21 protein-coding genes are annotated in these 25,416 nt (G+C 63.2%); 13 read left to right on the forward strand and 8 right to left on the reverse strand.

What is annotated here, in order from left to right; translation table 11 throughout:
- Positions 1–79: 79 nt before the first annotated feature.
- Complete coding sequence (locus tag HU767_RS21365; RefSeq protein ID WP_186710797.1) at positions 80–430, reverse strand: hypothetical protein; 351 nt, start codon at positions 428–430, stop codon at positions 80–82.
- A 372-nt stretch (positions 431–802) separates the two neighbouring features.
- Between HU767_RS21365 and kdgD the strand changes: the two genes are divergently transcribed.
- The 5 genes from kdgD to HU767_RS21390 all read left to right on the forward strand — a co-directional run bounded on the left by kdgD (position 803) and on the right by HU767_RS21390 (position 7,694).
- Entirely contained in the window at positions 803–1,714 is a 912-nt protein-coding gene (gene kdgD / locus HU767_RS21370) for a 5-dehydro-4-deoxyglucarate dehydratase (protein WP_186710799.1), read from the forward strand.
- Between the two features lie 129 nt (positions 1,715–1,843).
- A complete protein-coding gene (locus HU767_RS21375) occupies positions 1,844–3,289 on the forward strand; it encodes an aldehyde dehydrogenase family protein (protein WP_186710801.1) in 1,446 nt (481 codons plus the stop codon).
- Between the two features lie 85 nt (positions 3,290–3,374).
- Positions 3,375–4,739: an MFS transporter gene (locus HU767_RS21380; protein ID WP_039592259.1), complete on the forward strand. Its 1,365-nt coding sequence runs from the start codon at positions 3,375–3,377 to the stop codon at positions 4,737–4,739.
- 12 nt (positions 4,740–4,751) lie between these two features.
- A complete protein-coding gene (gene garD / locus HU767_RS21385) occupies positions 4,752–6,305 on the forward strand; it encodes a galactarate dehydratase (protein ID WP_186730408.1) in 1,554 nt (517 codons plus the stop codon).
- 447 nt (positions 6,306–6,752) lie between these two features.
- Positions 6,753–7,694, forward strand: a complete 942-nt coding sequence (locus HU767_RS21390) for an AEC family transporter (RefSeq protein ID WP_186710660.1) — start codon at positions 6,753–6,755, stop codon at positions 7,692–7,694.
- A gap of 143 nt (positions 7,695–7,837) precedes the next feature.
- On the opposite strand, the gene HU767_RS21395 is transcribed toward HU767_RS21390, so the two are convergent.
- The 6 genes from HU767_RS21395 to gatC form a co-directional block, all read right to left on the reverse strand.
- Positions 7,838–8,218: a carboxymuconolactone decarboxylase family protein gene (locus tag HU767_RS21395; protein ID WP_186710669.1), complete on the reverse strand. Its 381-nt coding sequence runs from the start codon at positions 8,216–8,218 to the stop codon at positions 7,838–7,840.
- On the reverse strand, positions 8,215–9,276 hold the full coding sequence (locus tag HU767_RS21400; protein ID WP_186730426.1) for a calcium/sodium antiporter: 1,062 nt from the start codon (positions 9,274–9,276) through the stop codon (positions 8,215–8,217). Before HU767_RS21400 ends, HU767_RS21395 begins: the two co-directional genes overlap by 4 nt.
- 49 nt (positions 9,277–9,325) lie before the next feature.
- The gene (locus HU767_RS21405) at positions 9,326–9,703 is read right to left on the reverse strand and encodes a septal ring lytic transglycosylase RlpA family protein (protein ID WP_122568889.1); all 378 of its coding nucleotides are present in this window, start codon (positions 9,701–9,703) and stop codon (positions 9,326–9,328) included.
- 184 nt (positions 9,704–9,887) lie between these two features.
- A complete protein-coding gene (gene gatB, locus HU767_RS21410; protein ID WP_186710671.1) occupies positions 9,888–11,333 on the reverse strand; it encodes an Asp-tRNA(Asn)/Glu-tRNA(Gln) amidotransferase subunit GatB in 1,446 nt (481 codons plus the stop codon).
- A 10-nt stretch (positions 11,334–11,343) separates the two neighbouring features.
- Positions 11,344–12,795: an Asp-tRNA(Asn)/Glu-tRNA(Gln) amidotransferase subunit GatA gene (gene gatA / locus HU767_RS21415; protein ID WP_186730409.1), complete on the reverse strand. Its 1,452-nt coding sequence runs from the start codon at positions 12,793–12,795 to the stop codon at positions 11,344–11,346.
- Between the two features lie 16 nt (positions 12,796–12,811).
- Positions 12,812–13,099, reverse strand: a complete 288-nt coding sequence (gene gatC / locus HU767_RS21420; protein ID WP_039592252.1) for an Asp-tRNA(Asn)/Glu-tRNA(Gln) amidotransferase subunit GatC — start codon at positions 13,097–13,099, stop codon at positions 12,812–12,814.
- 214 nt (positions 13,100–13,313) lie between these two features.
- On the opposite strand from gatC, the gene mreB reads away from it, so the two are divergent.
- The 8 genes from mreB to tldD all read left to right on the forward strand — a co-directional run bounded on the left by mreB (position 13,314) and on the right by tldD (position 24,706).
- The gene (mreB, locus tag HU767_RS21425; protein WP_002555108.1) at positions 13,314–14,351 is read left to right on the forward strand and encodes a rod shape-determining protein MreB; all 1,038 of its coding nucleotides are present in this window, start codon (positions 13,314–13,316) and stop codon (positions 14,349–14,351) included.
- A 141-nt stretch (positions 14,352–14,492) separates the two neighbouring features.
- Positions 14,493–15,632, forward strand: a complete 1,140-nt coding sequence (mreC, locus tag HU767_RS21430; RefSeq protein ID WP_186730427.1) for a rod shape-determining protein MreC — start codon at positions 14,493–14,495, stop codon at positions 15,630–15,632.
- On the forward strand, positions 15,629–16,117 hold the full coding sequence (mreD, locus tag HU767_RS21435) for a rod shape-determining protein MreD (protein WP_186730410.1): 489 nt from the start codon (positions 15,629–15,631) through the stop codon (positions 16,115–16,117). The genes mreC and mreD overlap by 4 nt, the downstream gene beginning before the upstream one ends.
- A gap of 163 nt (positions 16,118–16,280) precedes the next feature.
- Positions 16,281–16,877, forward strand: coding sequence for a Maf family protein (locus HU767_RS21440; RefSeq protein ID WP_186730411.1), 597 nt, complete (start codon positions 16,281–16,283; stop codon positions 16,875–16,877).
- Positions 16,878–16,933: 56 nt separating this feature from the next.
- A complete protein-coding gene (rng, locus tag HU767_RS21445; protein ID WP_053118461.1) occupies positions 16,934–18,391 on the forward strand; it encodes a ribonuclease G in 1,458 nt (485 codons plus the stop codon).
- A gap of 60 nt (positions 18,392–18,451) precedes the next feature.
- Positions 18,452–22,255 (forward strand): YhdP family protein, encoded by a 3,804-nt coding sequence (locus HU767_RS21450; RefSeq protein ID WP_186730412.1) that lies wholly within the window; start codon positions 18,452–18,454, stop codon positions 22,253–22,255.
- Between the two features lie 139 nt (positions 22,256–22,394).
- On the forward strand, positions 22,395–23,258 hold the full coding sequence (locus tag HU767_RS21455) for a carbon-nitrogen hydrolase family protein (protein ID WP_186730413.1): 864 nt from the start codon (positions 22,395–22,397) through the stop codon (positions 23,256–23,258).
- Positions 23,259–23,263: 5 nt separating this feature from the next.
- Positions 23,264–24,706 (forward strand): metalloprotease TldD, encoded by a 1,443-nt coding sequence (gene tldD, locus HU767_RS21460; RefSeq protein WP_186710681.1) that lies wholly within the window; start codon positions 23,264–23,266, stop codon positions 24,704–24,706.
- Between the two features lie 153 nt (positions 24,707–24,859).
- Here tldD and yjgA read toward each other — a convergent pair whose 3' ends face one another.
- Entirely contained in the window at positions 24,860–25,384 is a 525-nt protein-coding gene (yjgA, locus tag HU767_RS21465; RefSeq protein WP_014336624.1) for a ribosome biogenesis factor YjgA, read from the reverse strand.
- Positions 25,385–25,416 lie beyond the last annotated feature (32 nt).

Raw genomic sequence — 25,416 nt, forward strand, 5'->3', positions numbered from 1 at the left:
AGCGGGAGCAAGCTCCCTCGCCACAGGGAAGTGGTGACTGGCTTTGTATCTGTGTGCCCGTCTGACGAATCGTAGGCGCTTAGCGCGACGCCTCGATCCGCAACTTTTGCGGCTCGGATCTATCGATATCCCCGCTGCTCTCGTAAGTAACCTCGTAACGAAGCTCAACCAATTTGTCGATGTAATCTGCCAGCTCAAAGTTGGTTATAGTCACCGTTACATCTTTACGTGGCGTACCTTCCTCGCCCTCGGTCAGAGGTGTAAACGCGCCTACCGGCGAGCCCTCGTCCAGAATCAGTCGGGCATTCGAGTACGGGTCGAAATCTGCATCCGGAATCTCCACGGTCAATGTCTTTCTTTCTGACAAGTCGACCGTGATTTCCTCAGCAAGTGGAAGATCTCTGAGCGCGGGCTTCGCATACGTCTTCATGATGTCACTCCCTGTGAGGCAGCCCCGATCATCGCGTACGGGCGGCTCACTTAAAAGATTGTGAAAGGGACTACGGCCGTGCGCAGCACAGCCATGCCTGGGTTATGCCCCCTCGCCGTAACGGCGCCTACTGGCAGAGTTGACAGTGGCGACGAGCGGTCGTGGTGGCCAGGTCGGCAAGTTTTCATCCGTCTCCCCATCCCCCAGAAGCCCCGATCTACAAGGCCCCGCGCCAAACCTCCAAGTCCCGACACCCGACAAAAGACGAAATGCAGTTGACGTTCACATTTTAAGTTGTACGATGACCTACAACTTCACATGAAGCTGAACCGTTTCCTACAACACAACATTTGCGTCCAGGGTGTTCGAATAATGAATCCACAAGAACTGAAGTCCATCCTCTCGTCTGGCCTGCTGTCGTTCCCGGTCACCGATTTCACTGCCAATGGCGATTTCAATCGCGACAGCTACATCAAGCGCCTTGAGTGGCTGGCCCCGTACGGCGCCTCTGCATTGTTCGCAGCGGGCGGCACCGGTGAATTCTTCTCCCTGGCCGCCAGCGAGTACTCGCAAGTCATCAAGACGGCCGTCGATACCTGCGCCACCAGCGTGCCGATCCTCGCCGGCGTCGGCGGTGCCACCCGCCAGGCCATCGAGTACGCTCAAGAAGCCGAGCGCCTGGGCGCCAAGGGCCTGTTGCTGCTGCCGCACTACCTGACCGAAGCCAGCCAGGACGGCGTTGCCGCCCACGTTGAAGCCGTGTGCAAATCGGTAAAAATCGGCGTGGTGGTGTACAACCGCAACGTCTGCCGCCTGAATGCCACTCAGTTGGAACAACTGGCCGAGCGCTGCCCGAACCTGATCGGCTACAAGGACGGCCTGGGCGACATCGAACTGATGGTGTCGATCCGTCGTCGCCTCGGCGATCGTTTCAGCTACCTGGGCGGCCTGCCGACCGCTGAAGTCTACGCCGCGGCCTACAAGGCCCTGGGCGTGCCGGTCTACTCCTCGGCGGTGTTCAACTTCATCCCGAAAACCGCGATGGACTTCTACCACGCCATTGCCCGTGACGATCACGACACCGTCGGCAAGATCATCGACGACTTCTTCCTGCCTTACCTGGACATCCGCAACCGCAAGGCCGGTTACGCAGTGAGCATCGTCAAGGCCGGCGCGAAGATCGTTGGCTATGACGCGGGCCCTGTGCGCACGCCGTTGACCGACCTGCTGCCAGAAGAATACGAAGCCCTGGCCGCGCTGATCGACAAGCAAGGCAAGCAGTAACAGACCCGACAAGGCCGCTGAGCAATCAGCGGCTTTTTGCGTAAGGCTTGATCGTTCCTACGCTCTGCGTGGGAACGCAGCCAGGGACGCACTGCGTTCCTAGACAGCTTTTGTGAGAGGAGAAGCTCCGTGGCAGATGCAAAGCGTTTCGATAACTACATCAACGGTGAGTGGGTGGCCGGTGCTGACTATTGCACCAACATCAACCCGTCTGACTTGTCCGATGTCATCGGTGAATACGCCAAGGCTGACGCAGCGCAAGTCAACGCCGCCATCGAAGCCGCCCGCGCCGCGTTCCCGGCCTGGTCGACCTCGGGCATCCAGGCCCGCCATGATGCGCTGGACAAAGTCGGCACCGAGATCCTCGCCCGCCGTGAAGAACTCGGCCAACTGCTGGCCCGGGAAGAGGGCAAGACCCTGCCCGAAGCCATCGGCGAAGTGACCCGCGCCGGCAACATTTTCAAATTCTTCGCCGGTGAATGCCTGCGTCTGTCTGGCGACTACGTGCCATCGGTGCGCCCGGGCGTCAACGTCGAAGTGACCCGCGAAGCCCTCGGCGTGGTTGGCCTGATCACCCCGTGGAACTTCCCGATCGCCATTCCCGCGTGGAAAATCGCCCCGGCCCTGGCCTACGGCAACTGCGTGGTGATCAAGCCCGCCGAATTGGTACCGGGCTGCGCCTGGGCCCTTGCCGAGATCATTTCCCGCGCCGGTTTCCCGGCCGGTGCGTTCAACCTGGTGATGGGCAGCGGCCGTGTGGTCGGTGACATCCTGGTCAACAGCCCGAAAGTCGACGGCATCAGCTTCACCGGTTCCGTGGGCGTAGGCCGGCAGATCGCCGTCAACTGCGTGGCGCGCCAGGCCAAGGTGCAGTTGGAAATGGGCGGCAAGAACCCGCAGATCATCCTCGACGACGCCGACCTCAAGCAGGCCGTCGAACTGGCGGTGCAGAGCGCGTTCTACTCCACCGGCCAGCGTTGCACCGCGTCGAGCCGCCTGATCGTCACCGCCGGCATCCATGACAAGTTCGTCGCGGCCATGGCCGAGCGCATGCAGTCGATCAAGGTCGGTCATGCGTTGAAGGCCGGCACTGACATCGGCCCGGTGGTTTCCGAAGCCCAGCTCAGCCAGGATTTGAAGTACATCGACATTGGCCAGAGCGAAGGTGCGCGGCTGGTCAGCGGTGGCGGCCTGGTGACGTGCGACACCGAAGGTTATTTCCTGGCGCCGACCCTGTTTGCCGACAGCGAAGCCTCGATGCGCATCAGCCGCGAGGAGATCTTCGGCCCGGTGGCCAACGTCGTGCGCGTGGCCGACTACGAGGCGGCGCTGGCGATGGCCAACGACACCGAGTTCGGTTTGTCGGCCGGTATCGCCACCACCTCGTTGAAATACGCCAACCACTTCAAGCGCCATTCCCAGGCGGGCATGGTGATGGTTAACCTGCCGACCGCCGGCGTGGATTACCACGTGCCGTTCGGCGGGCGCAAAGGTTCGTCCTACGGTTCACGTGAGCAAGGCCGCTACGCGCAAGAGTTCTACACCGTGGTGAAGACCTCCTACATCGGCTCGTAATACGCAACACCGGTCGGCGCCGGGCTCCGGCGCCGACCGTACAATTTGATTTCCCGCATAAAAATAAATAGTGGAAGTAGATTACATGCAAGAGACCAAGCCGACGCACGTCCGCTATTTGATCCTGCTCATGCTGTTTTTGGTGACAACGATCAACTACGCCGACCGTGCCACCATCGCGATCGCGGGTTCCAGCCTGCAAAAAGACCTCGGCATCGACGCCGTCACCCTCGGTTATATCTTCTCCGCCTTCGGCTGGGCCTACGTGGCCGGGCAGATTCCTGGCGGCTGGTTGCTCGACCGTTTCGGGTCGAAGAAAATCTATGCCTTGAGCATTTTCACCTGGTCGCTGTTCACCGTGCTGCAGGGTTATGTCGGTGAATTCGGCATGTCCACGGCCGTGGTTGCGCTGTTCATGCTGCGCTTTCTGGTCGGGCTGGCCGAAGCGCCTTCGTTCCCGGGCAACGCCCGGATCGTCGCCGCCTGGTTCCCCACCGCTGAACGCGGTACCGCCTCGGCGATCTTCAACTCGGCGCAATATTTCGCCACCGTGTTGTTCGCACCGCTGATGGGCTGGATCGTCTACCGCTTCGGCTGGCAGCACGTGTTCATCGTGATGGGCGTGATCGGCATCGTGTTCTCGCTGGTCTGGCTGAAAGTGATCTACAGTCCGCGCCAACACCCGATGATCAACGAGGCCGAGTTCAATCACATCGCGTCCAACGGCGCGATGGTCGACATGGACCAGGACAAGGGCAAGGAAAAGAAAGCCGACGGTCCGAAGTGGGATTACATTCGCCAACTGCTGACCAACCGCATGATGCTCGGCGTATACCTGGGCCAATACTGCATCAACGGTATTACCTACTTCTTCCTGACCTGGTTCCCGGTGTACCTGGTCCAGGAACGCGGCATGACCATCCTCAAGGCCGGTTTCATCGCCTCCTTGCCGGCCATCTGCGGGTTTATCGGTGGCGTCCTCGGCGGGGTGATTTCCGACTACCTGCTGCGCAAGGGCCACTCGCTGACCTTTGCCCGCAAGGCGCCGATCATCGCCGGTTTGCTGGTATCGAGCAGCATCGTGGCGTGCAACTACGTCGACATCGAATGGATGGTGGTGGGCTTCATGGCCCTGGCGTTCTTCGGTAAAGGCGTCGGTGCCTTGGGCTGGGCGGTGGTGTCCGACACCTCGCCGAAACAGATTGCCGGCTTGAGCGGCGGCCTGTTCAACACCTTCGGCAACCTGGCGTCGATCACCACGCCGATTGTCATTGGCTACATCATCAGCTCCACAGGCTCGTTCAAATGGGCACTGGTGTTCGTCGGTTGCAACGCGTTGATGGCGGTGTTCAGCTACTTGGTCATCGTGGGCCCGATCAAGCGTGTGGTGCTCAAGGAGCCAGCGGCCAAGGAAGCCGACCTCTCCAGCCTGTCTGAAGCCAAATCCTGAGGAATGGCGTCCATGAATCTGATTGAACATGCCGATTCGCCCCGTTACATCCGCCTGCACGAGCGCGACAACGTGGTGATTGTTGTCAACGACCAGGGCGTACCGGCCGGGACCGAATTCCCGGACGGCCTGGTCACCGTCGACTTCGTGCCGCAGAGCCACAAAGTCACCTTGGTGGACATTCCCGAGGGCGGCGAGGTGACTCGCTACGGCCAGGTCATCGGCTACGCGCTGCAACCGATCCCTCGTGGCAGCTGGGTCAAGGAAGACCAGTTGCGCATGCCCACCGCACCGCCGCTGGACAGCTTGCCGCTGTCCACCGACGTGCCGGCGGCCGATGCGCCGCTGGAGGGCTACACCTTCGAAGGTTACCGCAACGCCGACGGCACCGTCGGCACGCGCAACATCCTGGGCATCACCACCACGGTGCAGTGCGTGACCGGTGTGCTGGACCATGCGGTCAAGCGCATCAAGGACGAACTGTTGCCCAAGTACCCGAACGTCGATGACGTGGTGGCGCTGACCCACAGCTATGGCTGTGGCGTGGCGATCACCGCCACCGATGCCTACATCCCGATTCGCACCGTGCGCAACCTGGCGCGCAACCCGAACCTGGGGGGCGAGGCACTGGTGATCAGCCTGGGCTGCGAGAAATTGCAGGCCGGGCAGGTGATGCATGAAGGCGACAGCTCGGTGGACCTCAGCGAGCCGTGGTTGTATCGCTTGCAGGATTCCAGTCACGGCTTCACGGAAATGATCGAGCAGATCATGGAATTGGCCGAGACCCGCCTGAAGAAACTCGACCAGCGTCGTCGCGAAACCGTGCCCGCCTCCGAGCTGATCCTGGGCATGCAGTGCGGCGGCAGCGATGCGTTTTCCGGTATCACCGCCAACCCGGCCCTGGGTTATGCCTCGGACCTGTTGCTGCGGGCTGGCGCGACGGTGATGTTTTCCGAAGTCACCGAAGTGCGCGACGCGATCTACCTGCTGACTTCCCGGGCGCAAACCGAGGAAGTCGCCCAGGAGCTGGTACGGGAAATGGACTGGTACGACCGTTACCTGGCCAAGGGCGAAGCCGATCGCAGTGCCAACACCACGCCGGGCAACAAGAAGGGCGGGCTGTCGAACATCGTCGAGAAGTCCCTGGGCTCGATCGTCAAGTCCGGCAGCAGCGCAATCAACGGCGTGCTTGGCCCGGGCGAGCGCTTCAAGCAAAAGGGCCTGATTTTCTGCGCCACACCGGCCAGCGATTTTGTCTGCGGCACGTTGCAACTGGCGGCGGGGATGAACTTGCATGTGTTCACCACCGGCCGGGGCACGCCTTATGGCCTGGCGATGGCGCCGGTGGTGAAAGTCTCGACCCGTACCGAACTGGCCCAGCGCTGGCCGGACCTGATCGACATCGACGCCGGCCGCATCGCCACTGGACGGGCGACCATCGAGGAACTGGGTTGGGAGTTGTTTCACTACTACCTGGACGTGGCCAGCGGCAAGAAACAGACCTGGGCCGAGCGGCACAAGCTGTACAACGACATCACGTTGTTCAACCCGGCGCCGATTACCTGATCCGACGCTGATCGCGAGCAGGCTCGCTCCCACAGGGATGTGGGGTGAAGTGGATTCTGTGCCCGCCGCCGATCCAGTGTGGGAGCGGGCTTGCTCGCGAAAGCGGTGGTTCAGCTGGCATTGGTGGTGGATGTGCCGCCGCCTTCGCGAGCAAGCCCGCTCCCACAGGGATGTGGGGGGAGTGTGGGTTTTGCGATCGCAGGAGAACCAGTGTGGGAGCGGGCTTGCTCGCGAAAGCGGTGGTTCAGTTGGCATTGATGTTGGATGTGCTGCCGTCTTCGCGAGCAAGCCCGCTCCCACAGGGGGATGTGGAGTGAATGTGGATTTTGTGTTCAGCGCAGAATAAATGTGGGAGCGAGCCTGCTCGCGAAGAGGCTCGACCAGACGCCAATGCCGTGAGTGGCTTATCATTAGCCACCTAACGACACCCTTCTCAAGGTCCCCGGCATGCTGGCAATTTTCCTCGAAACCCTGAACGTCACCGCGCCGGTGTTCGCCATGCTGTTTCTGGGGACGCTGCTCAAGCGCATCGACTGGATCAACGACAACTTCATCCACATCGCCTCGTCGCTGGTGTTCAACGTCACCATGCCAGCGCTGTTGTTCCTCGGCATCCTGCATGCCGATCTGCATGCGGCGTTGCAGCCTGACCTGCTGATTTATTTCTCCATCGCCACCCTGGTGAGCTTTGCAATGGCCTGGGGCTGGGCTATCTGGCGTTGCCCGCGCGAAGACCGCGGCATCTACACCCAGGGCGCGTTTCGCGGCAACAACGGTGTGATCGGCCTGGCGCTGGCGGCGAGCATGTATGGCGACTACGGGATTTCCCTGGGGTCGATTCTCGCGGCGCTGGTGATCTTGTTCTACAACACCTTGTCGACCATCGTGCTGGCGGTCTACAGCCCGGTGATCAAGTCCGATCCGTGGAGCATCTGCAAAAGCGTGATCAGCAACCCGCTGATCATCAGCGTGATCGCCGCCGCGCCGTTCGCCTATTGGCAGATCGGCCTGCCGAACTGGTTCGAGACCTCGGCCAAATACCTGTCACAAATGACCTTGCCCCTGGCGCTGATCTGCATCGGCGGCACGCTGTCCCTGGCGGCCCTGCGCAAGAGCGGCAAGATGGCCCTGAGTTCGAGCCTGGTGAAAATGGTCGGCCTGCCGCTGGTGACCACCCTCGGTGCGTGGCTCTGGGGCTTTCGCGGGGCGGAACTGGGGATTCTCTTCCTGTACTTCGGCAGCCCCACCGCGGCGGCCAGTTTCGTCATGGCCCGGGCGGCCGATGGCAACCATGAGCTGGCGGCGGCGATCATCGTCATCACCACCTTGATGGCGGCGATTACCACCAACCTGGGGATCTTTGTGTTGCAGTGGGGTGGGTGGATCTAGCCTCGGATTTGCAGCGCTCTTTCGTTCCATTCGCGAGCAAGCCCGCTCCCACATTCGATCGCATTTCCATGGAAGAACGCAGTCAATGTGGGAGCGGGCTTGCTCGCGAAGAGGCCTGGCCTGTCACCGCAAGGCTTGGGCCTTCACTCAGGTTTCTGGTAGCTATCGATCACTTCCTGCGCCGCCCGAAACGCATCGATCGCCGCCGGCACGCCCGCGTACACCGCGCAATGCAGCAACGCCTCGCGGATCTCTTCCACGGTGCAGCCATTGTTCAGCGCGCCGCGCACGTGGCCCTTGAGTTCCTGCGGGCACTTGAGGGCAGTGAGGGCGGCGAGGGTGATCAGGCTGCGGGTTTTCAGCGGCAGGCCTTCGCGGCTCCAGACGCTGCCCCAGGCGTGCTCATTGACGAAATCCTGCAGAGGCTGGGTGAAGTCGGTGGCATTGCCCAGGGCGCGGTCGACGAACGCATCGCCCATCACTTGGCGGCGCATGTCGAGGCCGGTCTTTGGAGTGTCGGTCATGGCAAATCCCTCTTGTGGTGTTGGCGGCGCCAGGCGCGCAGGGAGGTGAACAGCAAAAACGCGAGCAGGGCCGGCAGCACGTAGAACAGCATCAGTCGTTCCAGTTGGCCGGCCAGGGGCATGCCGGTGGTGAACGACACCACGTGCAGCCCGTAGACCGCGTACAAGCCCAGCAACAGCAAGCCTTCGGCACGGGTGACGCGGTAGCCGGAATAGAACACCGGCAGGCACAGCACCGCCACGCCGAGCATCACCGGCAGGTCGAAATCCAGGGCATTCGGCGACACCGACAGTGGCGTGGGCGCGGCCAGGGCGGTCACGCCGAGCACACCCAGCAGGTTGAACAGGTTGCTGCCGATCACGTTGCCCACCGCAATGTCCCGCTGGCCGCGCAGGGCGGCAATCAGCGAGGTGGCGAGCTCCGGCAGCGAGGTGCTGACGGCGACGATGGTCAGGCCGATGATGCGCTCCGAAAGGCCGAGGTCCGTCGCCACTTCCACCGCCGCGCCCAGCAACAGGTGGCCGGCGAAGATCAGCATGGTCAGGCCCGCTGTAATCATCAGCACACTCTTGACCCAGGACATGTGGGCCACGTCGCCGCCCACCGGGTGCGGCCGCGCCGAATGCCGGGACTGGCGCAACAACAGCCCGAGGTACACCGCCAGGGCCAGCAGCAGCCAGGCGCCATCCAGACGGGTCAGTTCTTCATTCAATGCCAGCACGAACACCAGCAGGCTGGCGCCGATCATCAACGGGATGTCCAGGCGCACCAACTGGCGCGAGACGCGCAACGGAATGATCAGCGCCGACAGCCCCAGCGTGACGAGGATGTTGAAGATGCTGCTGCCGATCACACTGCCCACGGCGATGTCGGCGTTTTGCGCCAGGGTCGCCTGCAGGCTGACGGCCATTTGTGGCGCGCTGCTGCCGAACGCGACGACGGTCAGGCCGATGATCAGCGGCCGTACCTGCAGGCGTGCCGCCAGGCCCACGGCGGCGCGCACCAACAGTTCGGCGCCGCCGATCAGCAATAGCAGGGCGCCGAACAACTCGATCAGGCTGAGCAGCGGTAGGGCGGTGAGTAGGGAAATGGCCGGGCTCCGTCTATCAGTCGTCGAGGGCTTGCACACGCACCCGGGCAGTGCCGCTGCGCAACATGCCCAGTTGCTCGGCGGCTTCGCGGGACACGTCGATCAAACGGCCACGAGTATACGGGCCGCGGTCGTTGATGCGGACCACGACGCTGTCGTTGTTTTTCAGGTTGGTGACTTTCACCCGGGTGCCGAACGGCAACTGGCGATGGGCAGCGGTCAGGCCATGCTGGTTGAAACGCTCGCCGCTGGCGGTGCGCTTGCCATGGTGCCGGGCGCCGTAATAAGAAGCGACGCCGGTCTGGTCGTAGCCGTGTGGATCGACCGTCCCGCTCTGGCTGGCGCAACCGGCCAACAGGGACAGCAGGGCGCAGGCGCCGAGGAGACGCTTCATGTGAGGGATTCCACATCAGTGTGGTTGTGAAAATTATTGTGGCGAGGGAGCTTGCTCCCGCTGGGCTGCGCAGCAGCCCCCTGAATCTGGCAGCAGATTGTTGGGGGCCGCTTCGCGACCCAGCGGGAGCAAGCTCCCTCGCCACAGGGGATTGAGCCAGATTGGAAGACTGGCTCCATGGCCATCAGCCTTCGAGCTTGCTTTTGAGCAGTTCGTTGACCTGTTGCGGGTTGGCCTTGCCCTTGGAGGCTTTCATGGCCTGGCCGACGAAGAAGCCGAACATCTTGCCGCGCTTGGCTTCGTCTGCCGCGCGGTACTGTTCGACCTGCTCGGCGTTGGCCGCGAGCATTTCATCGAGCACGGCGGAAATCGCGCCGGTGTCGGTGACCTGCTTCAAGCCGCGCTTCTCGATGATCTCGTCGGCGCTGCCTTCACCATTGGCCATGGCTTCGAACACCATCTTGGCGATCTTGCCGGAAATGGTGTTGTCCTTGATCCGCACCAGCATGCCGCCCAATTGCTCGGCGGAGACCGGCGACTCATCGATTTCCAGGCCCTGCTTGTTCAACAGGCTGCCCAACTCGACCATCACCCAGTTGGCCGCCAGCTTGGCGTCGCCACCGATGCTCACGACTTTTTCGAAGTAATCGGCCTGTTCGCGGCTGGTGGCCAGGACGTTGGCGTCATAGCTCGACAGCCCGAACTGCGCCTGGAAGCGCTCGCGTTTCTGCGGCGGCAGCTCCGGCAGTGTGGCGCGCACTTCATTGAGGAACGAATCCTCGATGACCACCGGCAGCAGGTCCGGGTCGGGGAAGTAACGGTAGTCGTTGGCTTCTTCCTTGCTGCGCATCGGACGGGTCTCGTCCTTGTTCGGGTCGTACAGGCGGGTCTGCTGGATGACCTTGCCGCCGTCCTCGATCAGTTCGATCTGGCGCTGGATCTCGCTGTTGATCGCCTTCTCGATGAAGCGGAACGAGTTGACGTTCTTGATCTCGCAGCGGGTGCCGAATTCGGCCTGGCCTTTTGGACGGATCGACACGTTGCAATCGCAGCGCAGCGAGCCCTCGGCCATGTTGCCATCGCAGATGCCCAAGTAGCGCACCAGGGCATGGATCGCCTTGACGTAGGCCACGGCTTCCTTGGCGCTGCGCATGTCCGGCTCGGAGACGATTTCCAGCAGCGGCGTGCCGGCACGGTTCAGGTCGATGCCGGTAGCACCGTTGAATTCTTCGTGCAGGCTCTTGCCGGCGTCTTCTTCCAGGTGCGCCCGGGTGATACCGACGCGCTTGACCGTGCCATCTTCCAGGGCGATGTCCAGGTGGCCCTTGCCGACGATCGGCAGCTCCATCTGGCTGATCTGGTAGCCCTTGGGCAGGTCCGGGTAGAAGTAGTTCTTGCGGGCGAACACGTTGTGCTGGCCGATCTCGGCGTCAATCGCCAGGCCGAACATCACCGCCATGCGCACCGCTTCGGCGTTGAGCACCGGCAGTACGCCGGGCATGCCCAGGTCCACCAGGCTGGCCTGGGTATTGGGCTCGGAACCGAATGTGGTGGAGCTACCGGAAAAGATTTTCGACCGGGTGGTGAGCTGGGTATGAATCTCCAGCCCGATCACGACTTCCCATTGCATGTGTTTCTCCTCAGAAGCCGGTTGGGGTGCGGGTGTGCCAGTCAGTATTCATTTGATACTGGTGGGCAACATTCAACAGGCGGCCTTCCTGGAAATACGGCGCGAGCAACTGCACGCCCACCGGCAGGCCATCGACGAAACCGGCCGGCATGGACAGGCCCGGCAAGCCGGCGAGGTTGGCGGTGATGGTGTAGACGTCTTCCAGGTACTCGGCGACCGGGTCGCTGTTCTTGGCGCCGAGCTTCCAGGCCGGGTTCGGCGTGGTCGGGCCGAGGATGATGTCGACCTCGTTGAAGGCGGCCATGAAGTCGTTCTTCACCAGGCGGCGGATTTTCTGCGCCTTGAGGTAATAGGCATCGTAGTAGCCGGCGGACAACGCGTAGGCGCCGACCATGATCCGGCGTTGCACTTCGGCGCCGAAGCCTTCGCCACGGGAGCGCTTGTACAGGTCGATCAGGTTTTCCGGGTTCTCGCAGCGATGGCCGAAGCGCACGCCGTCGAAACGCGACAGGTTCGAGGACGCTTCCGCCGGGGCGATCACGTAGTACGCCGGAATGGCGTGCTGCATGTTCGGCAGGCTGATCTCCTTGATGACCGCGCCGAGCTTCTCCAGCTCCTTGACGCTGTTGTGGACCAGCTCGGCGATGCGTGGGTCGAGACCGGCGCTGAAGTATTCCTTCGGCACGCCGATGCGCAGGCCCTGCAGCGAGCCGTTGAGGCTGGCGCTGTAGTCCGGCACGGGCTCATCGATGCTGGTGGAGTCGTTCGGGTCGAAGCCGGCCATGCCTTGCAGCAGGATCGCGCAGTCTTCGGCGGTGCGCGCCAGTGGGCCGCCCTGGTCGAGGCTGGAGGCGTAGGCGATCATGCCCCAGCGCGAAACGCGACCGTAGGTCGGCTTCAGGCCGGTGAGGTTGGTGAACGCCGCCGGCTGGCGGATCGAGCCGCCGGTGTCGGTGGCGGTGGCGGCTGGCAACAGGCGCGCGGCCACGGCGGCGGCGGAACCGCCGGACGAGCCGCCCGGTACGTGCTCCAGGTTCCACGGGTTCTTCACCGCGCCGTAGTAGCTCGACTCGTTGGCCGAGCCCATGGCGAATTCGTCCATGTTGGTCTTGCCCAGGGTCACGGTGCCGGCGGCGGCCAGCTTGGCGACCACGGTGGCATCGTACGGGGCCTTGAAATTGTCGAGCATCTTCGAGCCGCAGCTGGTGCGGATGCCTTGGGTGCAGAACAAGTCCTTGTGGGCAATCGGCGCACCGAGCAGGGCACCGGCCTCACCGTTGGCGCGCCGGGCGTCGGCGGCCTTGGCCTGGCTCAGGGCCAGTTCTTCGGTGAGGCTGATGAAACTGTTGAGCTGCGGGTCGAGCTGGGCGATGCGCGCCAGCAGGACTTGGGTCAGCTCTTCAGAGGAAAACTTTTTATCGGCGAGTCCGCGGGCGATCTCGGCCAGGGTCATGTGATGCATGAGAGGCTCTTTCCCTTTAGTCGATGACTTTCGGAACCAGGTACAGGCCGTTTTCGACCGCTGGCGCGATGGACTGGTAGGCCTCGCGATTATTGGACTCGGTCACGACGTCGGCGCGCAGGCGCTGACTGGCTTCCAGTGGGTGGGCCAGCGGTTCTATGCCGTCGGTATCGACCGCCTGCATCTCGTCGACCAGCCCTAGAATGCTGTTCAGGGCAGAAGTGATGTGTGGAAGATCGGCTTCATTGAGGCCCAGACAGGCCAGATGAGCGATTTTTTCCACGTCGGAGCGTTCAAGCGCCATGGGATTCTCCAGTGGAAAACAAAACGGACGCAGTCTGTCCGTGTGTTAGATTGTCGGAACACTACCGCATTTCTACGGTCCTACGGCCGCGATCTCGGTGTTTGGTGCACAGAAAAGCGGCCAATTTAACATATTGGCGCCTTGCCCAAAATCCCTGTCGTTGTTAGAGTTTGCCGCACTTTTTTACCCACGCGTTGCCTAGGGTCCCTTTCCCATGTTCAAGAAACTGCGTGGCATGTTTTCCAGCGATCTTTCCATCGACCTGGGCACTGCCAACACCCTTATTTACGTGCGCGAGCGCGGTATCGTCCTGAATGAACCCTCGGTCGTGGCCATCCGCACCCACGGTAACCAGAAGAGTGTCGTGGCTGTCGGTACGGAAGCCAAGCGCATGCTGGGCCGTACACCGGGCAACATCGCAGCCATTCGCCCCATGAAGGACGGCGTGATCGCCGACTTCAGCGTCTGCGAAAAGATGCTGCAGTACTTCATCAACAAGGTTCACGAAAACAGTTTCCTGCAGCCCAGCCCTCGTGTGCTGATCTGCGTGCCATGCAAGTCCACCCAGGTAGAGCGTCGTGCCATCCGTGAATCGGCCCTCGGTGCCGGTGCTCGCGAAGTGTTCCTGATCGAAGAACCGATGGCCGCTGCCATCGGTGCCGGCCTGCCGGTGGAAGAAGCTCGCGGCTCGATGGTCGTCGACATCGGTGGCGGTACCACTGAAATCGCGCTGATCTCCCTCAACGGTGTGGTCTACGCCGAATCCGTACGTGTGGGCGGCGACCGTTTCGACGAAGCGATCATCACCTATGTGCGTCGCAACTACGGCAGCCTGATCGGCGAATCCACCGCCGAACGCATCAAGCAGGAAATCGGCACGGCCTACCCGGGCGGTGAAGTGCGTGAAGTCGACGTACGCGGTCGCAACCTGGCCGAAGGCGTTCCACGGGCCTTCACCCTCAATTCCAACGAAGTGCTCGAAGCGCTGCAAGAGTCGTTGGCGACCATCGTCCAGGCCGTCAAGAGCGCCCTGGAGCAGTCGCCGCCGGAGCTGGCCTCGGACATCGCCGAGCGCGGCCTGGTGCTGACCGGTGGTGGCGCGCTGTTGCGTGACCTCGACAAGCTGCTGGCCCAGGAAACCGGCCTGCCGGTGATCGTTGCCGAAGACCCGTTGACCTGCGTTGCCCGCGGCGGTGGCCGTGCGCTGGAAATGATGGACAAGCACACCATGGACCTGCTCTCCAGCGAATAAGTCTGGCTGAGTGGTCTATGTTGTTTGCGCCCGGGCAGCACTTTGCAGTGCTGCCCGTTGGCGTTTATCTTCTGTCATTCGTATCCAGGCCGGTTTGATGCCGTATGAATAAAGAAAACATTTGCCTGGGAGGAGCGGCCTATTAAACCGCTTTTCGCCAAAGGCCCCTCATTGGGCGTGCGCCTGCTGGTGCTGACCGTGCTATCGGTCGCGCTGATGGTGGTCGATGCCCGCTTCACGCTGCTCAAGCCTGTACGCAGCCAGATGTCGCTGGTGTTGATGGAATCCTATTGGATCACCGACCTGCCGCAGCGCTTGTGGCAAGGTGTCGCCAGCCAGTTTGGCAGCCGGACCGAACTGGTCGCCGAAAACGAAAAACTCAAGACCGAAAACCTGCTGTTGCAGGGGCGCATGCAGAAACTGGCGGCCCTCACCGAGCAGAACGTGCGGCTGCGCGAGTTGCTCAACTCCTCCGCGCTGGTCAACGAAAAGGTCGAAGTGGCCGAGTTGATCGGCATGGACCCCAATCCGTTCACCCACCGCATCCTGATCAATAAAGGCGAGCGCGACGGCGTGGTCCTCGGCCAGCCGGTGCTCGATGCCCGGGGCCTGATGGGCCAGGTGGTGGAGTTGATGCCCTACACCTCGCGGGTGCTGCTGCTGACCGACACTACCCACAGCATCCCAGTACAGGTCAACCGCAACGGCCTGCGGGCGATTGCCAGTGGTACTGGCAACCCGGAACGCCTGGAGCTGCGGCACGTAGCCGACACCGCCGACATCAAGGAAGGCGACCTGCTGGTCAGTTCCGGCCTCGGCCAGCGTTTCCCGGCCGGGTACCCGGTGGCGACGGTCAAGGAAGTCATCCATGACTCCGGCCAGCCGTTCGCGATCGTCCGCGCGGTGCCGACGGCAGCATTGAATCGCAGCCGCTATCTGCTGCTGGTCTTCAGCGACAACCGTACGCCCGAAGAGCGCGCCAACGACGCCGCCGTGGCCCAGGAAGCCCAGGACCGGCAGGGCGGCGAGTCGGTTACGCCGGTTACGCCGGCTGCGCCCGCGCCTGCACCCGCTGCGCCGGCCACGGTGCCCAAGCCTCAAGCGGCAACACCCGCTACGAGCGCACCGGCCACCACACCGTCGACCGCACCCGCCACGCCTGCCGCGGCACCCGCCAGGCCAGCCCACGCCCCGGCGTCCCAGCCTGCCAGACCTGCGGCTCGACCACCGGCCTCGACACCCGCCGCTTCACCGGCGCCCAGGGGAGCACGAGAAGAATGAGCAGTACCCAATCCGGTAACGGCTGGATGGTCTGGATGACCTTCGCCATCGGCCTGTTGCTCAGCGTTTCGCCGCTGCCGCAGTTCATGGAAATCCTGCGTCCCCTGTGGCTGGCCTTGTTGCTGGCCTTCTGGGCGCTGGCCTTGCCCCACAAGGTCGGCATGGTCACCGCCTGGTGCCTGGGCCTGGCCGAGGACGTGCTCTACGGCACGTTGCTGGGGCAGAACGCATTGATCCTGACGCTGATCACGTTCCTGGTGCTGTCGCTGCAACAACGCCTGCGGATGTTCCCCATGTGGCAGCAATGCCTGGTGATCCTGGTGATCTTCGGCCTGGCGCAACTGGTGCAGCTGTGGCTCAGCGCACTGACCGGCAATCGCCAGCCGACCCTGGCGCTGGTCTTGCCAGCCCTGGTCAGTGCCTTGCTCTGGCCATGGGTCAGCTTCGGTTTGCGTGGCCTGCGCCTGCGTTTCAAAATCAACTGATTCGCGCAGGATATCGACACTTTTTTTGATGACTTACATCCCTGTGGCGAGGGAGCTTGCTCCCGCTCGGTTGCGTAGCGACCGTAGGATTGGGGCCGCTACGCAGCCCAGCGGGAGCAAGCTCCCTCGCCACAAAAGCCGGTCGCGTTAGGGAGATGTCTTGATGAAACCGCTTTACCTCGCCTCAGGCTCGCCGCGTCGGCGTGAGCTGCTCACGCAGATTGGCGTGCCCTTTACCGCCGTCGGCGCGGACATCGACGAAACTCCCCTGGACCACGAAACCCCATCGGCCTATGTCGAGCGTCTGGCGCGTGGCAAGGCCGAGGCTGGGCTACGTGCGCTGCAACCCGGTGTGGATGGCTGCGTGCTCGGGGCGGACACCGCCGTGGTGCTGGAGGGGCGGATTCTCGGCAAGCCCATGGACCAGGCCGACGCCTTGTCCATGCTGCTGAGCCTGTCCGGTCGCGAGCATGAGGTGCTGACCGCCATTGCCGTGCTGGACGGCTTGCGCTGCGAGCCCCGGGTGGTGCGCAGCCGGGTGCGTTTCCGACCCATTACCGAGCAGGAAGCGCTGGCCTATTGGGCCAGCGGCGAACCCCGGGACAAGGCGGGCGGCTATGGTATCCAAGGGCTGGGCGCGGTGTTCGTCGCCGGGCTGGAAGGCAGTTATTCGGCCGTGGTCGGCCTGCCGCTGTGCGAAACCGCAGAACTGCTGGGCCATTTCGGCATACCCTGTTGGCAAACCTTGAGCGTGCGCTGAGCGCCGTCCGACTTGATGCGGCCATTATCGTGAACATGCCTGAACGAGACCCTGCCATGAGTGAAGAGATCCTGATCAACATCACGCCGATGGAATCGCGCGTGGCGGTGGTTGAAAACGGCGTGTTGCAAGAGGTTCACGTCGAGCGCACGCAAAAACGTGGCATCGTCGGCAACATCTACAAGGGCAAGGTCGTGCGGGTGCTGCCGGGCATGCAGGCGGCCTTCGTCGACATCGGCCTGGACCGCGCGGCATTTATCCACGCCTCGGAAATATCCATGCGCGAAGGGCCGGCCGTGGAGAGCATCAGCGCCCTGGTGCACGAAGGCCAGAGCCTGGTGGTGCAGGTCACCAAGGACCCCATTGGCTCCAAGGGCGCGCGCCTGACCACGCAACTGTCGATCCCGTCGCGCTACCTGGTGTACATGCCGCGTACCGCCCATGTGGGCATTTCCCTGAAGATCGAAGACGAAGCCGAGCGCGAGCGCCTCAAGCAGGTGGTCAGCGACTGCGTGGAAAAAGAGGGCATCAAGGAAACCGGAGGCTTCATCCTGCGCACCGCCGCCGAAGGGGCCGGGGCCGATGAAATCCTCATGGACATCCGCTACCTGCGAAGGCTCTGGGACCAGATCGCCGCGCAGATCAAGACCATCGCCACCCCCAGCGTGATCTACGAAGACCTGGGCCTGGCGCTGCGAACCTTGCGTGACCTGGTCAGCCCCAAGATCGAGAAGATCCGCATCGATTCCCGGGAAACCTTCCAGAAAACCACCCAGTTCGTCGCCGAACTGATGCCGGAAATCGCCGACCGTCTCGAGCATTACCCTGGCGAGCGGCCGATTTTCGATCTGTACGGCGTCGAGGACGAAATCCAGAAGGCCCTGGAGCGCAAGGTGCCGCTCAAGTCGGGCGGGTACCTGGTGGTCGATCCAGCCGAAGCCATGAGCACCATCGACGTCAACACCGGGGCGTTCGTCGGCCACCGCAACCTGGAAGAAACCATCTTCAAGACCAACCTGGAAGCCGCCACGGCCATCGCCCGGCAACTGCGCCTGCGCAACCTGGGGGGGATCATCATCATCGACTTCATCGACATGGAAGATGAAGAGCATCAGCGCCAGGTACTGCGGACCCTGGAAAAACAACTCGAACGCGATCACGCCAAGACCAACATCATCGGCATCACCGAACTGGGCCTGGTGCAGATGACCCGCAAGCGTACCCGCGAAAGCCTCGAGCAGGTGCTGTGCGAGCCGTGCAGCAGTTGCCAGGGGCGCGGCAAGCTGAAGACCCCGGAAACCGTGTGTTACGAAATCTTCCGGGAAATCCTCCGGGAGGCGCGCGCCTACCAGGCGACCGGTTATAGAGTGTTGGCGAACCAGAAAGTGGTGGACCGTCTGCTCGATGAGGAGTCAGGCAATGTCGCGGAGCTGGAAGCGTTTATCGGACGCACGATTCGCTTCCAGGTCGAAACCATGTACTCCCAGGAACAATACGACGTGGTGTTGCTCTGAAGAGCTTGGGAAGCGGCGGGCCCGCGGATTTGATTGTCTTTGCCAGGGGAGCCCACTGACATGGAGTGTCTGACACGCTTGATCGCGACGCTGACTCGTTGGGGCTTGGGGCTTTGCGCGCTGCTGCTGGTGCTGCTGGCGTTGTACGTCAGCCTCGGTCGCGAGCTGGTCCCGCTGGTGGCCGAATACCGCGCCGAGGTCGAGGCCCGCGCCGGCGCGGCCATGGGCATGCCCGTGCACATCGGCAGTCTCGACGGCAGTTGGGACGCCCTGGCGCCGATCGTGGCGGCGCGCGACGTGGTGGTTGGCGAGGGCCCCAACGCCTTGCACCTGGATCAGGTGCGGGCCGTGCCCGACCTGTGGGACAGCGTGTTGGCGCGGCAGGTGCGCATCGCCCACCTGGAAGTCAGCGGCCTGAAGATCAGCCTCAAGGAAGGCGCCGACGGCAAGTGGGCCCTGGAAGGCCTGCCGGTGAAGGACGATCAGCCCCTCGATCCGCAGCAATTGCTCGAACGCATGCAAATGGTTTCAAGGCTCTCGGTGCTCGATAGCCAGGTGACCTTGCAACCCGTCGAGCAACCCCCACTGACCCTGACCTACGTCGGCTTGAGCCTGCGCACCGGCGTCTCCCGCCAGCGCTTGGACGCACGCCTGACCCTGCCCGACGGCCAGCCGGTGGCGATCAACCTGCGCACTCGCCTGCGCGCCAGCGACTGGAAGAATGGCCAGGCCGACGCCTACTTGAGCCTGCCGCAAAGCGACTGGTCCAAATGGCTGCCGAAGCGCCTGACCCAGCAATGGAATTTTTCCCGGATCCAGGCCGGCGGCGAATTCTGGCTCAGTTGGGGCGAGGGCACGGTGCAAAGCGCGGCCATGCGCCTGAACGCGCCGCAGCTCGACGGCGCCTATGGCGAGCGCAAGCCGGTGCAGATCCACAACCTGGCCCTCAATGCGTACTTCCAGCGCGGCAGCCAAGGGTTCACCGCGACCTTCGACTCCCTGGCGATGAACCTGGGCGAAACCCGCTGGGAATCGCACCTGCAACTGCAACAAAGCGCCGCCACCGAGCAAGCCGAGGAGCGTTGGCACCTGCAGGCCGATCGCCTGGACCTGACTCCGCTCACGCCGTTGCTCAACGCCCTGGCGCCTTTGCCCGAAGGCCTGGCCACGACGATTGACCGGCTCAAGGTGACCGGCGCCCTGCGCAACGTGCTGTTGGACTATCGGCCGCAGAACACCGGCGCCCAGAAAATCAGCTTCGCCACCAACCTGGACACTGTCGGTTTCAATGCCTATCGCGGCGCCCCGGCGGCGCGTAACGTTTCCGGGAGCCTGAGCGGCGACCTGGGCGGCGGCGAGCTGCGCATGGACAGCAAGGACTTTTCCCTGCACCTGGACCCGATCTTCGCCAAGCCCTGGCAGTACCTGCAAGCCAACGCCCGGCTGACCTGGAAGCTCGACAAGCAAGGCTTCACCCTGATCGCGCCGTACCTGAAAGTGCTGGGCGAGGAGGGCCGGATTGCTGGCGACTTCCTGATCCGCCTGCATTTCGACCATAGCCAGGAGGACTACATGGACCTGCGGGTCGGCCTGGTGGACGGCGATGGGCGCTACACCGCCAAGTACCTGCCGGCTGTGCTCAGCCCGGCGCTGGATGAGTGGCTGCGCACGGCCATCGTCAAGGGCGCGGTGGACGAGGGTTTTTTCCAGTACCAAGGCTCGTTGAACAAAGGTGCCGGGGACGCGGACCGCAGCATCAGTCTGTTTTTCAAGGTGCATGACGCCGAGCTGGCGTTCCAGCCGGGCTGGCCTTCGGTCAGCAAGGTCAGCGGCGATGTCTTCGTCGAAGACAGCGGCGTGCGCATCTTCGCCAGCCAAGGGCAGTTGCTCGATACTCAGGTCAGGGATATTTCGGTGAACATTCCCCACGTACCGACCGGGCAGAGTTCCCATCTGCTGCTGGACGGCGGGTTCGCCGGCGGGCTGGGCGACGGCCTGAAAATCCTCCAGACCGCGCCGATCGGCACGGCCGAGACGTTCGCCGGCTGGGAAGGCGAGGGCGACCTGAACGGCAGCGTGAAGCTCGATATCCCGCTGGTCAAAGGCGAGCAGCCGAAGATCCAGGTGGATTTCGCCACCGACAAGGCCCGGCTCAAACTCAGCGAACCGGCGTTGGAGCTGACCCAGCTCAAGGGTGATTTCCGCTTCGACAGCCACAAGGGCCTGAGCGGCAAGGGCATCAGTGCCCGGGCATTCGACCGCCCCGTGACCGCGCAGATTTTCGCCGAGGGCCGTGCTGGTGCGCTCAATACGCGGGTCACCGCGTCTGGGCAAGTGGAGGTCAAGAAACTCACCAGTTGGCTGAATGTCACCCAACCGCTGCCGGTCTCCGGCGTCGTGCCCTACCAGTTACAAGTGATCCTCGACGGCGCCGACAGCCAGTTGTCGGTCAGTTCCAGCCTCAAGGGCGTGGCCATCGACCTGCCGGCCCCCTTCGGCATGGCCGCCGACGTCGGGCGTGACACGGTGTTTCGCATGACCTTGCAAGGGCCGGAGCGGCGTTATTGGGCCGACTATGGCGACCTCGCCAGCTTCACGTACGCCGCGCCAAGCGGGAAAGTCGCTGACGGTCGCGGCGAATTGTTGCTGGGCGCCGGCGACGCGGTGTTGCCGGGCGCCAAGGGCCTGCGGCTGCGTGGCACGTTGTCGGAACTGGACGTCAGCCCCTGGCAGGACCTGGTGAACAAGTACGCCGGCCACGACCCAGGCGGCAGTGCCAAGCAACTGCTCAGCAGCGTCGACCTGACCGTCGGCAAACTCACGGCCATGGGCACTACCCTCGACCAAGCCTCGGTGCAACTGGACCGCAAGCCGGACTCCTGGGCCTTGCAGCTCGCCAGCCAGCAGGCCAAGGGCAACGTCAACCTGCCGGACGCCAAGGCCGCACCGATTGGTATCAAGCTTGATTACGTTCGCCTGCCGGCCACAGACCCGACGGTCCAGGCGGATGAAAATGCGCCGGACCCGCTGGCGTCGATCGATCCCGGCAAGATCCCGGCCATGGATATCGCCATCGACCAACTGTTCCAAGGCCCCGATCTGATCGGCGCGTGGTCGTTGAAAGTGCGACCGACCGCCAAGGGTATCGCGCTGAACAACTTGGACATGGGCCTCAAGGGCATGGTGTTGAACGGCAGTGGCGGCTGGGAAGGCGTGCCCGGTTCCACTAGCAGTTGGTACAAGGGCCGGATCAGCGGCAAGAACCTGGGCGATGTGCTCAAGGGCTGGGGGTTTGCGCCAAGCGTGACCAGCCAGGCGTTCCGCCTGGATGTCGATGGCCGTTGGCCGGGCTCGCCAGCCTGGGTCGCCACCAAGCGCTTTTCCGGCAGCCTCGACGCGTCGTTGAGCAAGGGCCAGTTCGTCGAAGTCGAAGGCAGCGCCCGGGCATTACGGGTGTTTGGCCTGCTGAACTTCAACTCCATCGGTCGACGCTTGCGCCTGGACTTCTCCGACCTGTTCGGCAAGGGCTTGAGCTACGACCGGGTCAAGGGGCTGCTGGTGGCGAGCGACGGGGTGTACGTGACCCGCGAACCCATTACCCTGACCGGGCCGTCGAGCAACCTGGAACTCAACGGCACGCTGGACATGGTGGCCGACCGGGTCGATGCCAAGCTGTTGGTGACGCTTCCGGTGACCAACAACCTGCCGATTGCCGCGCTGATCGTTGGCGCGCCGGCGGTGGGTGGGGCGCTGTTTCTGATCGACAAGCTGATCGGTGACCGCGTGGCGCGCTTTGCCAGCGTAAGATACGACGTCAAGGGGCCGTGGAAAGAGCCGAAGATCACCTTTGACAAGCCGTTTTGACGAGTTGGCGCGAATCCCCTGTGGGAGCGGGCTTGCTCGCGAAAGCGTCGGCACAGTCAATATTGATGTGACAGACATACCGCCTTCGCGAGCAAGCCCGCTCCCACAGGTGAGTGATACGAGAAGTGAGGGAAGTACCATGCCAGTCGCCGTGATTCAAATGGTCAGCCAAAGCGATGTGCTCGCGAACCTGGCCCGTGCCTGGGTGCTGCTGGAGCAGGCTGCCGCTGGCGGTGCGAGGCTGGCGGTGCTGCCGGAGAATTTCGCGGCGATGGGGCGGCGGGACGTGGCCGACATCGGGCGTGCCGAATCCTTTGGTCAGGGACCGATCCTGCCCTGGTTGAAACAGGCCGCCCGTGACCTCAAGTTATGGATTGTGGCCGGCACGCTGCCGTTGCCACCCAAGGACCAGCCCGAGGGCCGGTCCCATGCCTGTTCGTTGCTGGTCGATGACCAGGGCCAGGTCGTGGCGCGCTACGACAAGCTGCACCTGTTCGATGTGGACGTGGCGGACAATCGCGGGCGCTATCGGGAGTCGGATGACTATGCTTATGGTGCCAACGTGGTGGTGGCCGATACCCCCGTCGGCCGCGTTGGCCTGACGGTCTGTTATGACTTGCGGTTCCCGGAGCTCTACAGCGAACTACGCGCTGCCGGGGCCGAGCTGATCACGGCACCGTCGGCGTTTACCGCGGTGACCGGTGCGGCCCATTGGGACGTGCTGATCCGCGCCCGGGCCATCGAGACCCAGTGCTATGTGCTGGCGGCCGCCCAGGGTGGCGTGCATCCGGGGCCTCGGGAAACCTTTGGCCATGCCGCGATTGTCGACCCGTGGGGCCGCGTGCTGGCACAACAGGATCAAGGCGAGGCCGTGCTGGTGGCCGAGCGCGACAGCAGCGAACAGGCGTCCATCAGGGCGCGCATGCCGGTGGCCAGCCATCGGCGCTTTTTCTCGCAGGGCGCTCGACAGCGGCCTGTCCAAGACGACGAATTCAAGGCGTAAAACATATGAGCGGGTTGTTGTCCTCAGTCAGTGAACACCTTTTAGCCCCCGGCGGCGTGACCCTCGAAAGCCTGCAAGGCGTGCTGGGCGACCTGGCCGGCCCGGGTATCGATGCCGCCGACCTGTATTTCCAAGGCCAGATCTCCGAGTCCTGGTCGCTGGAAGACGGCATCGTCAAGGAGGGCAGTTTCAACCTCGACCAGGGCGTGGGCGTGCGTGCCCAGTCCGGCGAAAAAACCGGTTTTGCCTACAGCAACGCCATCACCCTCGAAGCCCTCGGCGCAGCGGCCCGTGCGGCCCGCTCGATCTCCCGGGCCGGGCAGAACGGCACGGTCCAGGCATTCAGCAGCCAGGACGTGGCGCAGCTCTATGCCCCGGACAACCCGCTGGAAGTCATGAGCCGCGCCGAAAAAGTCGAGCTGCTCAAGCGCATCGACGTCGCCACCCGCGCCCTCGACCCGCGTATCCAGCAAGTGTCGGTCAGCATGGCCGGGGTCTGGGAACGGATCCTGGTGGCCTCCACCGACGGTGGCCTGGCGGCGGACGTGCGGCCATTGGTGCGTTTCAACGTCAGCGTGATCGTCGAGCAGAACGGCCGTCGCGAGCGCGGCGGCCATGGCGGCGGCGGGCGCACCGACTACCGTTATTTCCTCAGTGAAGACCGCGCCATGGGCTATGCCCGCGAAGCACTGCGCCAGGCGTTGGTCAACCTCGAAGCCATCCCGGCCCCGGCCGGTACATTACCCGTGGTGCTCGGCTCCGGCTGGTCCGGCGTGCTGCTGCACGAAGCGGTGGGCCACGGCCTGGAAGGCGACTTCAACCGCAAGGGCAGCTCGGCCTACAGTGGGCGCATGGGGGAAATGGTCGCCTCGAAGCTCTGCACCATTGTCGATGACGGCACCCTGGCCGGGCGTCGTGGCTCCCTGAGCGTCGACGATGAAGGCACGCCGACCGAATGCACCACGCTGATCGAAAACGGTGTGCTCAAGGGCTACATGCAGGACAAGCTCAACGCCCGATTGATGGGTGTGGCCCGCACCGGCAACGGTCGCCGTGAGTCTTACGCACACCTGCCGATGCCGCGCATGACCAACACCTACATGCTGGGTGGCCAGAGCGATCCGGCGGAGATCATCGCCTCGGTGAAAAAAGGTATTTATTGCGCCAACCTCGGCGGTGGCCAAGTGGACATCACCAGCGGCAAATTCGTGTTCTCCACCAGCGAGGCCTACCTGATCGAAGACGGCAAGATCACCGCACCGGTCAAGGGCGCGACCCTGATCGGCAACGGGCCGGAGGCGATGAGCAAGGTGTCGATGGTGGGTAACGACCTGTCGCTGGACAGCGGGGTGGGTACGTGCGGCAAGGACGGGCAATCGGTGCCGGTGGGCGTCGGCCAGCCGACCCTGAAGATCGATGCGATTACCGTGGGTGGCACGGGCGCTTGAGGACATTCGGGGACTTGCTTGAGTCGTGGCGAGGGCGCTTGCTCCCGCTCGGTTGCGTAGCAACCGCATTTGGGCTACTGCGTAGCCCAGCGGGAGCAAGCTCCCTCGCCACGGTAACAGTCACCCCGTGGAGGGGCGTGAAGCGGGTGAAGTTCAACGCAGGCCGCGTTGAGTCTCGTCCAGCTCACGAATGTACTTGAAGATTTTACGGCTCGAGGCCGGTGGCTTGTTCTGCGCCAGTTCGTGCTGGGCCTGACGGATCAGGGAGCGCAGTTGCTGGCGATCGGCCTCCGGGTAGTCGATGACGAACTTTTCCAGGGTGCCGTCGTCGCCTGCGATCAAGCGATCGCGCCAGCGTTCCAGGTTGTGGAAACGTTCGTTGTACTGTCGGGTGGAGGCATCGAGTTGATCGAGCAGCACCAGGATGGCGTCAGTGTCCTGATCGCGCATCAGTTTGCCGATGAATTGCAGGTGCCGTTTACGCGCGATATTCGCGGTGTGCTTGGGCGCATCGGCCAGGGCCCGGCGCAAGGCGTCGGTCAAAGGCAGTTTGGCCAGCAAGTCAGGCTTGAGTGTTGTCAGGCGCTCGCCGAGGTCAACCAGAGCATGCAGCTCGCGTTTGACCTGGGATTTGCTTTTTTCACCCTCGTAGAGGGAGTCGTCGTAAGAATCAACCATGGTGGCAGTCCGCAAAGAAACGCCGCCATGAT

Origin of the sequence: Pseudomonas sp. SWRI179 (assembly GCF_014268705.1) — a bacterium.
Taxonomy (GTDB): domain Bacteria; phylum Pseudomonadota; class Gammaproteobacteria; order Pseudomonadales; family Pseudomonadaceae; genus Aquipseudomonas; species Aquipseudomonas zanjanensis.

Coding starts and splice junctions, on each gene's coding strand:
- HU767_RS21365 (WP_186710797.1), bottom strand. CDS start 430: ATGAAGACGTATGCGAAGCCCGCGCTCAGAGATCTTCCACTTGCTGAG.
- kdgD (WP_186710799.1), top strand. CDS start 803: ATGAATCCACAAGAACTGAAGTCCATCCTCTCGTCTGGCCTGCTGTCG.
- HU767_RS21380 (WP_039592259.1), top strand. CDS start 3,375: ATGCAAGAGACCAAGCCGACGCACGTCCGCTATTTGATCCTGCTCATG.
- garD (WP_186730408.1), top strand. CDS start 4,752: ATGAATCTGATTGAACATGCCGATTCGCCCCGTTACATCCGCCTGCAC.
- HU767_RS21390 (WP_186710660.1), top strand. CDS start 6,753: ATGCTGGCAATTTTCCTCGAAACCCTGAACGTCACCGCGCCGGTGTTC.
- HU767_RS21395 (WP_186710669.1), bottom strand. CDS start 8,218: ATGACCGACACTCCAAAGACCGGCCTCGACATGCGCCGCCAAGTGATG.
- HU767_RS21405 (WP_122568889.1), bottom strand. CDS start 9,703: ATGAAGCGTCTCCTCGGCGCCTGCGCCCTGCTGTCCCTGTTGGCCGGT.
- gatB (WP_186710671.1), bottom strand. CDS start 11,333: ATGCAATGGGAAGTCGTGATCGGGCTGGAGATTCATACCCAGCTCACC.
- gatA (WP_186730409.1), bottom strand. CDS start 12,795: ATGCATCACATGACCCTGGCCGAGATCGCCCGCGGACTCGCCGATAAA.
- gatC (WP_039592252.1), bottom strand. CDS start 13,099: ATGGCGCTTGAACGCTCCGACGTGGAAAAAATCGCTCATCTGGCCTGT.
- mreB (WP_002555108.1), top strand. CDS start 13,314: ATGTTCAAGAAACTGCGTGGCATGTTTTCCAGCGATCTTTCCATCGAC.
- mreD (WP_186730410.1), top strand. CDS start 15,629: ATGAGCAGTACCCAATCCGGTAACGGCTGGATGGTCTGGATGACCTTC.
- HU767_RS21440 (WP_186730411.1), top strand. CDS start 16,281: ATGAAACCGCTTTACCTCGCCTCAGGCTCGCCGCGTCGGCGTGAGCTG.
- rng (WP_053118461.1), top strand. CDS start 16,934: ATGAGTGAAGAGATCCTGATCAACATCACGCCGATGGAATCGCGCGTG.
- HU767_RS21450 (WP_186730412.1), top strand. CDS start 18,452: ATGGAGTGTCTGACACGCTTGATCGCGACGCTGACTCGTTGGGGCTTG.
- HU767_RS21455 (WP_186730413.1), top strand. CDS start 22,395: ATGCCAGTCGCCGTGATTCAAATGGTCAGCCAAAGCGATGTGCTCGCG.
- tldD (WP_186710681.1), top strand. CDS start 23,264: ATGAGCGGGTTGTTGTCCTCAGTCAGTGAACACCTTTTAGCCCCCGGC.
- yjgA (WP_014336624.1), bottom strand. CDS start 25,384: ATGGTTGATTCTTACGACGACTCCCTCTACGAGGGTGAAAAAAGCAAA.